Source organism: Pseudomonas sp. MSSRFD41 (assembly GCF_014230245.1).
GTDB lineage: Bacteria > Pseudomonadota > Gammaproteobacteria > Pseudomonadales > Pseudomonadaceae > Aquipseudomonas > Aquipseudomonas piscis.
This window is the reverse complement of record NZ_JACKZK010000003.1, coordinates 208,916-221,062: the sequence shown is the minus strand read 5'-3', so window position 1 is coordinate 221,062 and position 12,147 is coordinate 208,916. Positions and strand designations below refer to the sequence as shown.

The following is a 12,147-nucleotide window of genomic DNA, read 5'->3' as shown; positions in this document are numbered from 1 at the left end:
CTTGCCAATTCCATCCGTCGGACGAACGGTCATCCAACGCCCCGGCAGCATCGGCCGCAAAGAACCGTGCCAGAGCTAGCGCTCCCGAGGACGCGGGTATCCGCGCGATGTCCCGGTCCTGGCACGGTGCCGATCCTGACGCTGACTCAGGCAAAAAAAACGATCCGAGGATCGTTTTCTTCACTGCTGCTTGCGTCGCTATTGCATGGAAAGGCCGGGACCTGGTCCCGGCCTGTTTGCCCCCTGTCACTGTCCAGCTCCTGCCGGACGTGGAGTTTTTTAGCAGTCTGCACCTGTCTGCCAGCTGAACCTGCCCGGAACATTCGTGACAATTAATGACAGGAACCGTGCTCCAATAGGGCTTGCCAAGCGAGGCCTGCCCCGGGAGCATTGCCGCCCCGGCACCACGGTGCCCCCTCCATGGAAGGCATCGCCTGTGAAAAAACTTCTCGTGCTGTTGTTCCTCGCCCTGCTGGTCCTGCTCAACGTCGGCTACTACACCGAACTGGAGGAAGCCGAGACCCATACCCGCTGGTTCATCAAGCACTCGCCAAGCCTGCGCCTGGAGTTCTTCAACATCCACGCCAATGATGGTGACTACCGCAAGGTGGAGAAGCTCACCGGGGAAGAACGACAGATGATCATCGACTACTGCAAGTACCGCCTGGGCATCGAGACCCAAGTCACCACCCAGGCCGACGTGGAGCGTTGCGCCAAGCTCTAGCCCTTGTCCCCCTCGCCCACCGACCGGCACAGACTCGTCGGGCATGACCAACGCCGCTCCGGGGATGCTATGGTGCCCGGCTGCCCTGCGTGCAGGGTCCACTGGAGGAGCGCTACGCCGAGCGCCAAGGCGCGAGGCTTGAGGAGGTCACTGAACAGCTATGTGCAATGCCGAAGATATCTACACCGCCGGTTGGGTACTGGTGGTCGTGTCCGCGCTGGTTTCCCTGGCGATCCAGATCTACCTGGGCTATTTCAGGCTCGATGACATGGTCAGGCATCTGTCGCGGTGCCGGGTCATCGCCATCCGCATGCCGCTGCTGGGCAAGGATCCCCTGAGTCGCTTCTTCATGTTGCTGTGCATCGGCGGCCTGTTCGCCATGCCCCACCTGTTCCTGCGCAACGGTGGAATGAGCGTGCGCGACTATCGCCACTTCCCCCTCGGCCTGAAGTGGCTGATCAATCTATTCCAGCTCTCGGCGCTGGCCGCCGGCATCGCCTTCCTGGTGCTGTGGTGGGTCGGTCGCCATCTGTGAGCGCCAGGTGAGACGCCGGGTCCGGCACCTCGCCCGCGCAGTCAGCGAACAGCCGGGGAGCGGCTTTCGGCCTGGTGCCGCTGAAAGTCTTCGCGGGTCATTTCCAGGAACCGGCTGGGCACACCTTCGAACTCGCCATCGTGGCTGACCCGGAAACCGATCTTGCGGGCTACCGCCAGCGACGCGGCGTTGTCCACATGGGCATCGGCCACCAGCCGCTCGACGGCCGGGTCGGCGAAGGCATGCTCGACGATGCGCCTAGCGGCCTCGGAGGCCACCCCGCGTCCCCAGGCCCGACGCACCAGGCGCCAGCCCATCTCCAGCTCCGGCCCCACGGCCTCGAAGGGAATGAACGAGACCCAGCCAAGGAACTCATCCGGCGCTTGCTTGGTAAAAATCGCCCAGTAACCGCAACGCTCGCCGAAATCCCGGGACATCCGCCCCCGCAGGAAATCCCGGTGCCATTGCCCACCGTCCCAGGTTCCGGGGATGAATTGCGTGACCTGCGGGTCCTGGTCCATGCGCAGGCAGGCTTCGAAGTGCTCGAGGGTCCGGGGTCGCAACAGCAGGTTGGGGGTTTCGAAATGCAGTTCCATGGCGCGTTTTCCTGGTCGAAGGCTGCCCATGAAACCGCAGCGCCCGGAAAAAGAGAATCACTGCCAGTATTAAATCCACCTGCCAAGCCAGCTACCTGGCGTACCGACCAGGAACATCCGGTGTCGGCCATCACCGGCAAACCGGTCAAGGTCGATCGGGGCAACTTCTATGGCTTTGCCAAGCGTGACTTGCGCAAGACCTCCACCGATATCGCCACCCTGCTGCTGGAACACGACTTCAACGACCACCTGAGCCTGCGCAACACCACACGGCAAGGGTGCAGCATGCAGGACTACATCCTGAGCCGGCCGACCTTCGGTTCCGAAGGAGGCCATCAAGACCCAGCTCTGCGGTGTGGTGATGCGCGGCCCCGCGCGTGGACGTAACTTAGTCAACACTTCGTTGATCAACCAGGCCGACATCTTCGGCGCCTTCGCAACCGGCCCCACCGGCCACAACTACAGCGCGGGCCTGGACCTGCAACTCAACCTGCTGCACCTCACCGACGAGACCTGCTACGACGCCTCCCACGTCGGTATGTTCGCCATCGTCGCCCCTGGACGTTCTGCGGAACTGGCGGCCAACGTCCGCTTCTGAGGCCCTGAATACACGAAGGCCGGCTGCACATGCGCGTGACGCCGGCCTTTTTGTGCGTGACCTGAATCCAGGTTCCCGGGCGATCAGTTCACCTCGCCCAGGACCAGGTCGAGCCTGTCACTCCGACTCATCGCCATCCAATGCCAGCTTGGCGCTCGGTACTCCGGTGTTGGCTCCCCAGTAGTAGATGCACAGGGCCATGAGCGTGACCGCCAGGGTGTCGAACGGATGGGCCAGGACGCCGATCCCGCCAAAGCTGCCCAGGTAGGAAATGCCGATGGTCAACGCGTAGAAAGCGATCAGCCACAGGGAAGAGCGTACCTGTTCGCCGAGGCTCAGGTGGTCGGTGGGCACCAGGCGCTTGCACAGCAGGTAGATCACGAACATCAGGATCTGCAGCCCCAACAGCCAGGACACCGTCCCCCAGCCAGACCAGTAGACGATCAGCGCGGCGATCACGAAGGACACCGGCCCCAGCAACGCAAAACCCTTGACCCGGAAAGGCCGTGCCAGCTCCGGTGCGCTCTTGCGCAAGGCCGCGACGCTGATGGGCGCCACCGCGTAGCTCAGCACCAGTGCCGCGGACACTACGTTGATCAACGCCTCCCAGGACGGGAATGGCAGGGTCCAGAACACCGACAGGCCGAAGGTCAGCCACAGCGCCGGGCGCGGGATGCCGGATTGTTCGTCGATACGGGTGAAGATCTTGAAGAAGGTGCCGGTGCGAGCCCAGCCGTAGACCACTCGCGGCGTGGCGTTCATGTAGATGTTGCCGCAGCCGCTGGGGGAGATCACCGCATCGGCCACCACCAGGTAGGCCAGCCAGCCCACTCCGAGGGTCAGGGCGATATCGCGGTAGGGCAGGGAAAACTCCTTGCTGATGCCGCTCCAGCCGTTGGCCAGCATCTCGGTGGGAATGCTGCCCAGGAAGGCCAGTTGCAACAGGCCGTAGATCAAGGTCGAGAGCAGCACCGAGAGGATCAGGGCAATGGGGATGGTGCGCTGCGGATTGCGCACTTCACTGGCCACCGAGATGATCGGCGTCAGGCCCAGGTAGGCGAAGATGATGCCCCCGGCCGACACCGCCATCTCGATCCCCGACATGCCGAACGGGGCAAAGCCCTGGACGTGGAAGTTGTCGGGTTTGAAGAAGGTGAACAACACCCCGATCACCAGCAGCGGCACGATGAACTTGAACAGGCTGATGAAGTTGTTGGATTTGGCGAAGGTCTTGACGCTGTTGTAGTTGAGCCAGAAGAACAGGCACAGCAGCGCGAACTGCACCAACCAGCCGATGAGCGTCGGGTTGCTGCTGCCTTCGTGGGTCAGGCTGGGGAACCAGGCCGCGGCATATTGCCGGGCCGCCACCACTTCGATCGCCACCAGGCTGGAGAAGGCGATCAAGGTGATGAAGCCCATCAGGTAGCCCAGCAACGGGCCATGGGAGAACACCGGGTAACGCACCACGCCACCGGCGCGGGGCAGGGCCGCCCCCAGCTCGCAATAGACGATGCCCAGCAGCAGTACGGCGAAACCGCCCAGCAGCCAGGAAAAGATTCCCGCCGGTCCGGCAATCGCCGAGACGTGGCTGGCGGCGAACAGCCAGCCGGAACCGAAGATCGCACCCAGACCGATGAAGGTCAGGTCCACCAGAGAGAGTTGTTTCTTGAATTTACCTTTGCCTGACATGGAGGCGCGCCTTTATGGGTTATTGGAATAGGCAGATCGGATCTCACGCCGAGGGAGCCATCGGCGTTGATCGCGTGTCGTGGTCCTTGAGTCGCGGGGCCGGTAGCCTTCAGCAGCCGTAGCCTGGCAGGGTTGCTACCGAGGGATCCGACAGGCGCGGCGACAGTTCGCCAGAGGCCTGTGGATCAAGGAATGAACGGGCTTCGAACACAGTGGACGCGGTGGGCAAGGCACCGCTGTGGCAGAAGGCTGTACGGCTCATGATCTTTTCCTTATATGAAGTCGCTCCGACCGATCAGGGCCGGAAACAAAAACCAGAGTCGCCTTTTATCCTCGTGGCAGCTTGAGGGTTTTCCTGCGTGAAACAGACGAAATCGGCACACTTTTCCATTCTTCTCCAGCACCATCAGCCGCAGCGCTGCGCCTTCTTTTCCTGCTGCCAGCCACCAGTGCCGACCACCTCCCAGGTCATCCCCCAGCACCCGAAACTATGCTGATTTCGTCATCTCGAACAGCGAAAACCCACAAGCGGTGTAGCCCTCCTCTGGCCCACTCTGTAGCTCTTTTCCATCAGGTGCTGCCATGAAAAAAATATCCGTGATCGACTCCCATACCGGTGGCGAACCCACTCGCCTGGTCATCGATGGTTTCCCCGACCTGGGCCAGGGTTCCATGGCCGAGCGCCTGGATATCCTGCGCGATCGGCACGATCCATGGCGCCGCGCCTGCGTTCTCGAGCCCCGCGGCAGCGACGTACTGGTGGGGGCCCTGCTCTGCGAACCGCAGGCGGTCGATGCCTGTGCCGGAGTGATCTTCTTCAACAACAGCGGCTACCTGGGCATGTGCGGCCACGGCACCATCGGCCTGGTCCGCTCCCTGTACCACCTGGGGCGGATCGACTGCGGTGTGCACCGCATCGAAACACCGGTGGGCACGGTGCAGGCCACCCTGCACGACGACCTGTCGGTGAGCGTGCGCAACGTGCCCGCCTATCGTTATCGTCGCCAAGTGGGCGTGCAGGTTCCCGGCCTGGGCCTGGTGCACGGTGATATCGCCTGGGGTGGCAACTGGTTCTTCCTCATCAGCGAGCACGGCCAACGCATCGCCCTGGATAATGTCGAGGCCCTGACCCACTACACCTGGAGCGTACGCCAGGCCCTTGAAACCACCGGGATCACCGGCGCCGAAGGCGCAGTGATCGACCATATCGAGCTGTTCGCCGAGGATCCCCAGGCCGACAGCCGCAACTTCGTGCTGTGCCCCGGCAAGGCCTACGATCGCTCGCCCTGCGGCACCGGTACCAGCGCCAAGCTGGCGTGCCTGGCGGCGGACGGCAAGCTCGTCCCGGGCCAGATCTGGCGCCAGGCCAGCGTTATCGGCAGCCAGTTCAGCGCCTACTACGAAACCGCCGGCGAACAGATCATCCCGATCCTGCGGGGCAGCGCTCACATCAGCGCCGAAGCCACCCTGCTGCTGGACGACAGCGATCCGTTCGCCTGGGGCATCGGTTCGTGAGCCAGGCGCTCACCGCGGACGTGGTCGTGGTTGGCGCCGGGATCATCGGCGCCGCCTGCGCCCACGAACTGGCCCGGCGTGACCTGCAGGTCCTGGTGCTGGACGATGCCGCGGGCGGCGCCACCGGGGCGGGCATGGGCCACCTGGTGGTCATGGATGACAACCCGGCGGAGCTGGCCCTGAGTCACTACTCCCTGGAGCTCTGGCGGCGCTTGCGCGAACGCCTGCCCGACGCCTGTGCCTATCATGGCTGCGGCACCCTGTGGCTGGCCGCCGATGCCGGCGAGATGGACCTGGCACGGACCAAGCAGGGCATCCTGGCCGAGCACGGGGTGGCCACGCAGATGCTCGACGGCCAGCAACTGGCGGCGCTGGAGCCCATGCTGCGCAAGGGGTTGGGCGGTGCGCTGAAAGTCCCCGGCGACGGCATCCTCTACGCTCCCGCCACCGCCCAGTGGCTGCTGGACAGCCATCCGCGAATCAACCGCCTGCGTGCCCATGTACGGCGCCTTGCCGGGGACCAACTGGAACTCGACGACGGTCGCCTGCTGCAGGCTCCCAGGGTGCTGCTGGCCAACGGCCTCGGCGCCCGCAGCCTGCTACCGGCACTGCCCTTGCGGGCGAAGAAGGGCCACCTGCTGATCACCGACCGCTATCCACGCCAGGTCGGCCATCAGCTGGTGGAACTGGGATATGCCGCCAGCGCCCATGCCAGCGACGGCGCCTCGGTGGCGTTCAACGTCCAGCCGCGTCCCACCGGCCAGTTGCTGATCGGCTCGTCCCGCCAGTTCGACATCCTCGATCCAGAGGCCGACCCGCAGGTATTGGCGACGATGCTGCGTCGTGCCGTGGACTACCTGCCGGACCTGGCGCAGCTCAACGGCATCCGCGCCTGGACCGGCTTTCGTGCCGCCACTCCCGATGGCCTGCCGATCCTCGGCGAGCACCCACGCCAACCCGGCTTGTGGCTGGCGGTCGGACACGAAGGCCTGGGAGTGACCACCGCCCCTGGCAGTGCCCGACTGTTGGCGGACCTGCTGCTTGGCGAACGCCCGGCGATCGATCCACGCCCCTATCTGCCCGGGCGTTTCGCCGCCCTGACTGGAGAGACCCCATGATCATCTACCTGGACCAGCAGCCATTGCAGGTGCGCCCAGGCATCAGCGTCGCCGCCGCGCTGGCCGCCAGCGGCGACCTGCACACCCGCGTCTCCTGCACTGGCCGGCCACGGGCCCCCTTCTGCGGCATGGGAATCTGCCATGAATGCCGGATGACCATCGACGGTCATCGCCAGCTGGCCTGCCAAACCTTGTGCCGCGACGGCATGCAGGTGGAGCGCAGCCGATGACCGCCCCACGCTTGCAATGCCAGGTACTGATCGTCGGCAGCGGCCCGGCAGGCCTCGCGGCGGCCAGGGCCGCCAGCCGCAACGCCCGTTCGATCCTGGTGGTCGACGACAACCCGCGCCCCGGCGGCCAGATCTGGCGCCACGGCCCGGACCATCCACCGAGCGCCGCCCAGGCCGAGCGCTTCGAGACCTTGCAACATCCGGCAGTACGCTACCTTGGCGCCACCCGCATCATCTGTGCCCTGGGTCCGCGCAGCCTGCTGCTGGAAGATGCCCGGCAAGCCTGGCAGGTGGAGTACGAACAGCTGATCCTGTGCTGCGGGGCCCAGGAACTGCTGCTGCCATTTCCCGGCTGGACCCTGCCCGGCGTCACCGGGGCCGGAGGCCTGCAGGCGCTCCTGAAGAATGGCCTGCCACTGGCCGGGCGCTCAGTGGTGATCGCCGGCAGCGGCCCCCTACTGCTGGCCAGCGCCGCCACGGCTCGCCAGGCCGGGGCTCGAGTGACCCGGGTGCTGGAACAGGCTTCGACAGCCGCCTTGCTGGGCTTCGCCAGCCAGTTGTGGCGCTGGCCGAACAAGCTGGCCCAGGCCTTGCGCCTGGCGACCCCGGCCTATCGTGGCAACGCCCACGTGGTCGAGGCACTCGGTGACCAACACTTGGAAGCGGTACGCATCCGCCAGGGGCGGCGTATCGAGGAGCTTGCCTGCGACTACCTGGCGTGTGGTTTCGGCCTGGTGCCCAACACGCGCCTGGCCAGCCACCTGGGCTGCCGCCTGGAGCAAGGCGCGATCGCCGTCGACGCCGAGCAACGCAGCAGCCTGCCCCACGTCTACGCCGCCGGCGAATGCACCGGCATCGGTGGCAGCGAACTGGCTCTGGTCGAAGGCGAGATCGCCGGCTGCATGGCCACCGGGCAGACGGATCGGGTCGCCAGCCTGGTACGCCAGAGGCAGCGCTGGCAGCGCTTTGCCGGTCAACTGCGGAAACACTTCGCCTTGCGTCCGCAGGTCCTGGAGCTGGCCCGGCCTGATACCCTGCTGTGCCGCTGCGAGGATGTCCCCTACGCCGCGGTGGCCGCGGCCCCTGACTGGACTACCGCCAAGCTGCAAAGCCGTTGCGGCATGGGAGCCTGCCAAGGCCGGGTCTGCGCCAACGCCGCCCAGCAGCTGTTCGGCTGGAGCGCCACACCACCACGGGCACCCTTGGTGCCGGCACGGATCGCCACCCTGATGCAGGACGCTGAACAACAGCATTCCAGTACCTGAGGACCGCCGCGGGCCATCTCCCCGGCTGGCCCAGGCCCGCACTGGCATGCTCCCTGGCTCGATCAAGGCCCCACCGAGCCCCGGAGAGAGAACGACGATGATCGATAGCGCACAGCTCAACCAACTGCCCCAAGCCATTGCCGCCCAGCGTCCCCGGGATATCGACGGCCTACTGGCCAGCATGGAACTGATCACGCCCCTGCTCGACTGCGTGCCCAACGTGGTGTTCTTCATCAAGGACCTGCACGCGCGCTACCTGAGCGCCAACCTGACCCTGGCCCAACGTTGTGGCTTCAAGAACATCCGGCCACTGTTGGGCAAGACCTCCGCCGAGGTCTTCCCCGAAATGCTCGGTCCGGTCTACACCGAGCAGGACCAGCGGGTACTGCGCCAGGGCATCACCATCAAGGGCCAGTTGGAGCTGCACCTGTACGGCAGCCGCGAACCCGGCTGGTGCCTGACCCATAAGCTGCCGCTGTACGGGCGTGATGGCCAGATCATCGGCATGGCCGGCATCTCCCTGGACCTGCAGGCCGCCCGCGACACCCACCCGGCCTATGAACGCCTGGCGGCGGTGGACCGGCATATCCGCGAACACTACAGCGAAGCCATCCGCCTGGAGGACCTGACCCGCATCGCCAACTTGTCCATCGCCCAGCTGGAACGCTACTGCAAGCGCATCTTCCATCTCACGCCACGGCAGATGATCCACAAGGCTCGCCTGGAACACGCCTCGCGGCTGCTGGTCACCGAAGAACCCATCACCGAAGTGGCGCTGCAATGCGGCTATACCGATCACAGCGCCTTCAGCCGGCAGTTCAAGGCGCTGACCGGCCTTAGCCCGCGCCAGTTCCGCCTCAACGCCGGACGCTGACGGCAGTACTCCTAGTCCTGCCGGCCGGCTGGCAGGATTTCATTCCTCGCAGAAGGTGCGGTAGTCGAACAGGCGCTGGAAACCCACCTTGCGATAGATCGACAGGCCGTCGAGGGACGCTTCCAATACGCAGATCCCGGCCCCTTCCCGCTTGGCGATAGGCAGTACCGAGTGGATCAGCGCGGTGGCATAGCCCCGCCCCTGGCACTCTTGCAGGGTGCCGATATCGTCCAGCCGCGCCACGCCCGGTCCCATCGACAAGGTCAGGGCACTCACCGGGCGCTGGTCGACGTACAGCACGAAGTGGCGCAGGTTCCGTCCAGCCTCTGCCGCCGCCCGATGCCGGGCCAGGTACTGCTCGATCCCGCCGCCACTGGAGGCGAATGCGCTTTCCACCGGCACGCCCCAATCCTCCAGGCAGTCATCGGTGCCGCGCACATCCGCCAGCCCTTGCATGGCCGGTGGCGCTTCATAAGCAGCCAGGTCCAGGACCATGCAGGTGGTGCGGTCCGCCGGCTGCAGGCGCTGCTGGCGCAGTTGCTCGCTGACCCGGGACACATGCACTTCAGGCAGCACCACGCAGAACGGCATGTCGGTACGCTGCAGGAAGGCCACGCCTTCGGCCAACTGCGCGGCACTCTCGGCGCCAAGGTCACGCATGATCAGCAGGTTCAGGCTGCTGGCCTCGACGCCGGTGCAATAGGCCCCCAGGTCCGGACCGAAACGCCGATAGAACTGGGAAATGGATACGAAGAAATAGTCTTCCGCCTGGTGGTACAGGTCGATGACCGAAGCCCCTGCATGCGTCATGCGCTGTCTCCTTGAACCTCGTGACGCCGGGTGGCGCCACATCCCGGCCACGTTAAGCCCGTAGCCCCCAAGGCTCCAGCACAATCCTGTTTTATTCTGCGAAGGAATGTTCCGAGGTGTAACCACAACAGGACGCAGCGCCCACCCTATGCCGGACGGGCGCGCTGCCCTCATCCTTCCTGATAGTCGGGAAGGCGGCCGGCCCGCAGGGCCTTGGCCAGTTGCAAGTGGTTTTCCAGCTTGGGCAGGGTTTCCTCGGCAAAGGCCTTGAGTTCCGGCAGTTGGCTGTCCTGGGCCTCCTGGCGGATCTGGCGGATCGCTTCCTCGGTGCTGCGGATCTGGTTCGCGGCATAGGCACGGTCGAAGTCCTCGCCCTCGGCGACGGCCGGGATCAGGGACTTGGCCTTGCTCATCACTTGCTCGCGCGGAGCCACCGGCAGGTCCAGTCGCTTGGCGATCCTGGCCAGGTGCTGGTTGGCCATGGTGCGGTCGTTGATCACCTGGATGGTGTATTCCTTGACGGCCTTGGAAGAGGTTTGCTGGTGCGCCTGGCGGCTGGCCTCGATATCGGCCATGCCCTGGGCCGAGGCGTCGTCGATGAAGGCGGCGGGAGATTGAGCCAGGGCTCCACTGGCCCAGAGGCCCAGAAACAGCGCCAGGCCGGCGCTGCGCATGACAGTGGCGATGGCGTTCATGGTACGGCTCTCCTGTTGCAGTGAATCATCGGGAGTAGTGACTCCCGTCTGCATCGGAAAACCCAAGCCGCCAAAGGTTTAGGTGGAACGACGAACGGTGCGCCAAGCATCCTCCGAACCCTGTGCGCTCAGGCGTTGGAACGGCTCTTGCGGGCGCGCTTGGCTGCGTACATGGCTTCGTCGGCATGCTTGAACAATTGCTGCTCCTCCAGGCCATGTTCGGGATACAGGCCGATGCCGATGCTCGGCAAAATGTTCAATGAATGGCCGTCCAGGCGCAATGGCTCGCCGAGGGCCCGGCGCATCTTGTCTGCCACCCGCTGGGCATCGTCGTCATGTTGCACGTTCTCCAGCAGGATCACGAACTCGTCGCCACCGATCCGCGCCACGGTGTCGACCTCCCGTACACAGCCCTTGAGCCGATTGGCCACCGCCTGCAAGAGCATGTCGCCCACCGCATGGCCGCAGGTATCGTTGACTTCCTTGAACCGGTCCAGGTCGACATACAACAAGGCCATGCGCCCCGATTCCCGCCGAGCGCGAGCCAGGGCCTGGCGCAGGCGCTCACGCAGCAACTCGCGGTTGGGCAAGTGGGTCAGCTGGTCGTACTCCGCCATGTAGTGCAGGCGAGCATGCAGTTGCTTGCGTTCGATGGCCGCGGCCAACTGGGCGCTGACGTACTGCAGCAATTCCTGGTCCTGCTCGCCGTAGCCCGGGGAACCCGGCGCGCTCTTGACCACCAGCACGCCGATGATGCCCTTCTGCGCATTGAGCGGTACCCCAAGCCAGCAACGGGCTCCCTGGAGAGCGGCGAACTGCTCCCATAGTTCCTGGGTCGAAGGGTTTCCGGCCGTCAGCAGCAACGGCTGGCCGCGTTGCAGGACCTCGCCGCAAAAGCGCCCGATCAGGGTCCCCGGCAGGTCCGGGCGGCCTTCGCAGTCATCCACGTGATAGGGAAAACCCAGGCTTTCGGCACGCTCGTCATACAGGGCCAGGGAGCAGTTCACGGCCGGCAGCCACTCGCCGATGATCCGGTGCACATGCTTGAACAGCGCCAGCAGGTCCTCGGAAGCCTGGGCGGCTTCGGAAATCGCGTAGAGCGCCGCCTGCCGAGACTCGGCCCGCTTGCGCTCGGTGATGTCCCGGGCCACGGCGATGCGCAACTGGTCGACTTCCGACCACCGCGCCGACCAGAGGATGTGCGCCACCCTGCCATCCTTGCGCAGGTAGCGATTCTCGAAATTGGGCTTGGGCGTGCCACCCATGATTTCCCGGGCGGCTTGCAAGGTGCGTTCACGGTCATCCGGATGCACCAGTTCGATCATCGGCCGCCCGATCAGCTCATCGGCGGTATAGCCGAAGACCCGTTCGCAAGCGGCGCTGACGAACACGAAGCGACCGTCCGCATCCACCGCGCACACGGCGTCCAGGAGCAGGTCGATGAAACTGGCCAGAGGCGCGGAGTTCTTGGTTGCCATCAAAGAAAGCTACTACCCAC

The 12,147-nt window shown here is 65.1% G+C and carries 15 protein-coding genes; 9 read left to right on the top strand and 6 right to left on the bottom strand.

Annotated features, from left to right (window positions below):
* The first annotated feature begins 436 nt into the window (after window positions 1-436).
* Window positions 437-724: a hypothetical protein gene (locus H7A76_RS07915; RefSeq protein WP_185697992.1), complete on the top strand. Its 288-nt coding sequence runs from the start codon at window positions 437-439 to the stop codon at window positions 722-724.
* Between the two features lie 160 nt (window positions 725-884).
* On the top strand, window positions 885-1,259 hold the full coding sequence (locus tag H7A76_RS07910; RefSeq protein ID WP_185697991.1) for a hypothetical protein: 375 nt from the start codon (window positions 885-887) through the stop codon (window positions 1,257-1,259).
* A 41-nt stretch (window positions 1,260-1,300) separates the two neighbouring features.
* On the opposite strand, the gene H7A76_RS07905 is transcribed toward H7A76_RS07910, so the two are convergent.
* Complete coding sequence (locus H7A76_RS07905; RefSeq protein WP_185697990.1) at window positions 1,301-1,855, bottom strand: GNAT family N-acetyltransferase; 555 nt, start codon at window positions 1,853-1,855, stop codon at window positions 1,301-1,303.
* A gap of 120 nt (window positions 1,856-1,975) precedes the next feature.
* Here H7A76_RS07905 and H7A76_RS07900 point away from each other — a divergent pair, with 120 nt between their 5' ends.
* Together H7A76_RS07900 and H7A76_RS07895 are read left to right on the top strand one after the other, a co-directional pair.
* Window positions 1,976-2,242, top strand: a complete 267-nt coding sequence (locus tag H7A76_RS07900) for a hypothetical protein (protein ID WP_185697989.1) — start codon at window positions 1,976-1,978, stop codon at window positions 2,240-2,242.
* Window positions 2,217-2,453, top strand: coding sequence for a hypothetical protein (locus H7A76_RS07895; RefSeq protein WP_185697988.1), 237 nt, complete (start codon window positions 2,217-2,219; stop codon window positions 2,451-2,453). Before H7A76_RS07900 ends, H7A76_RS07895 begins: the two co-directional genes overlap by 26 nt.
* A 117-nt stretch (window positions 2,454-2,570) precedes the next feature.
* On the opposite strand, the gene H7A76_RS07890 is transcribed toward H7A76_RS07895, so the two are convergent.
* On the bottom strand, window positions 2,571-4,142 hold the full coding sequence (locus H7A76_RS07890) for an APC family permease (protein WP_185697987.1): 1,572 nt from the start codon (window positions 4,140-4,142) through the stop codon (window positions 2,571-2,573).
* Between the two features lie 109 nt (window positions 4,143-4,251).
* Window positions 4,252-4,404: a hypothetical protein gene (locus H7A76_RS07885; protein ID WP_185697986.1), complete on the bottom strand. Its 153-nt coding sequence runs from the start codon at window positions 4,402-4,404 to the stop codon at window positions 4,252-4,254.
* Between the two features lie 320 nt (window positions 4,405-4,724).
* Between H7A76_RS07885 and H7A76_RS07880 the strand changes: the two genes are divergently transcribed.
* The 5 genes from H7A76_RS07880 (at window position 4,725) to H7A76_RS07860 (ending at window position 9,144) form a co-directional block, all read left to right on the top strand.
* Entirely contained in the window at window positions 4,725-5,657 is a 933-nt protein-coding gene (locus tag H7A76_RS07880; protein WP_185697985.1) for a 4-hydroxyproline epimerase, read from the top strand.
* A complete protein-coding gene (locus H7A76_RS07875; protein WP_185697984.1) occupies window positions 5,654-6,775 on the top strand; it encodes an FAD-binding oxidoreductase in 1,122 nt (373 codons plus the stop codon). Before H7A76_RS07880 ends, H7A76_RS07875 begins: the two co-directional genes overlap by 4 nt.
* Entirely contained in the window at window positions 6,772-7,005 is a 234-nt protein-coding gene (locus tag H7A76_RS07870) for a (2Fe-2S)-binding protein (protein ID WP_185697983.1), read from the top strand. The genes H7A76_RS07875 and H7A76_RS07870 overlap by 4 nt, the downstream gene beginning before the upstream one ends.
* The gene (locus H7A76_RS07865; protein WP_185697982.1) at window positions 7,002-8,270 is read left to right on the top strand and encodes an FAD/NAD(P)-binding oxidoreductase; all 1,269 of its coding nucleotides are present in this window, start codon (window positions 7,002-7,004) and stop codon (window positions 8,268-8,270) included. Before H7A76_RS07870 ends, H7A76_RS07865 begins: the two co-directional genes overlap by 4 nt.
* 97 nt (window positions 8,271-8,367) lie before the next feature.
* A complete protein-coding gene (locus H7A76_RS07860; RefSeq protein ID WP_185697981.1) occupies window positions 8,368-9,144 on the top strand; it encodes an AraC family transcriptional regulator in 777 nt (258 codons plus the stop codon).
* Between the two features lie 39 nt (window positions 9,145-9,183).
* Here the strand turns inward: H7A76_RS07860 and H7A76_RS07855 are convergent, their stop codons facing one another.
* From H7A76_RS07855 to H7A76_RS07845, 3 genes are all read right to left on the bottom strand, one after another.
* Window positions 9,184-9,954 carry a GNAT family N-acetyltransferase gene (locus H7A76_RS07855; RefSeq protein WP_185697980.1) on the bottom strand — a complete coding sequence of 257 codons (771 nt, stop codon included), beginning with the start codon at window positions 9,952-9,954 and terminating at the stop codon, window positions 9,184-9,186.
* A 170-nt stretch (window positions 9,955-10,124) separates the two neighbouring features.
* Window positions 10,125-10,649: a DUF4142 domain-containing protein gene (locus H7A76_RS07850; protein WP_185697979.1), complete on the bottom strand. Its 525-nt coding sequence runs from the start codon at window positions 10,647-10,649 to the stop codon at window positions 10,125-10,127.
* A gap of 128 nt (window positions 10,650-10,777) precedes the next feature.
* Complete coding sequence (locus H7A76_RS07845) at window positions 10,778-12,127, bottom strand: sensor domain-containing diguanylate cyclase (protein WP_185697978.1); 1,350 nt, start codon at window positions 12,125-12,127, stop codon at window positions 10,778-10,780.
* Window positions 12,128-12,147: the final 20 nt, after the last annotated feature.

Excerpts from the sequence above, each read along its gene's own strand:
- H7A76_RS07885 (WP_185697986.1), bottom strand. The coding sequence starts at position 4,404 with ATGAGCCGTACAGCCTTCTGCCACAGCGGTGCCTTGCCCACCGCGTCC.
- H7A76_RS07890 (WP_185697987.1), bottom strand. The coding sequence starts at position 4,142 with ATGTCAGGCAAAGGTAAATTCAAGAAACAACTCTCTCTGGTGGACCTG.
- H7A76_RS07845 (WP_185697978.1), bottom strand. The coding sequence starts at position 12,127 with ATGGCAACCAAGAACTCCGCGCCTCTGGCCAGTTTCATCGACCTGCTC.
- H7A76_RS07895 (WP_185697988.1), top strand. The coding sequence starts at position 2,217 with ATGCGCGGCCCCGCGCGTGGACGTAACTTAGTCAACACTTCGTTGATC.
- H7A76_RS07855 (WP_185697980.1), bottom strand. The coding sequence starts at position 9,954 with ATGACGCATGCAGGGGCTTCGGTCATCGACCTGTACCACCAGGCGGAA.
- H7A76_RS07905 (WP_185697990.1), bottom strand. The coding sequence starts at position 1,855 with ATGGAACTGCATTTCGAAACCCCCAACCTGCTGTTGCGACCCCGGACC.
- H7A76_RS07870 (WP_185697983.1), top strand. The coding sequence starts at position 6,772 with ATGATCATCTACCTGGACCAGCAGCCATTGCAGGTGCGCCCAGGCATC.
- H7A76_RS07910 (WP_185697991.1), top strand. The coding sequence starts at position 885 with ATGTGCAATGCCGAAGATATCTACACCGCCGGTTGGGTACTGGTGGTC.
- H7A76_RS07865 (WP_185697982.1), top strand. The coding sequence starts at position 7,002 with ATGACCGCCCCACGCTTGCAATGCCAGGTACTGATCGTCGGCAGCGGC.
- H7A76_RS07860 (WP_185697981.1), top strand. The coding sequence starts at position 8,368 with ATGATCGATAGCGCACAGCTCAACCAACTGCCCCAAGCCATTGCCGCC.
- H7A76_RS07880 (WP_185697985.1), top strand. The coding sequence starts at position 4,725 with ATGAAAAAAATATCCGTGATCGACTCCCATACCGGTGGCGAACCCACT.
- H7A76_RS07850 (WP_185697979.1), bottom strand. The coding sequence starts at position 10,649 with ATGAACGCCATCGCCACTGTCATGCGCAGCGCCGGCCTGGCGCTGTTT.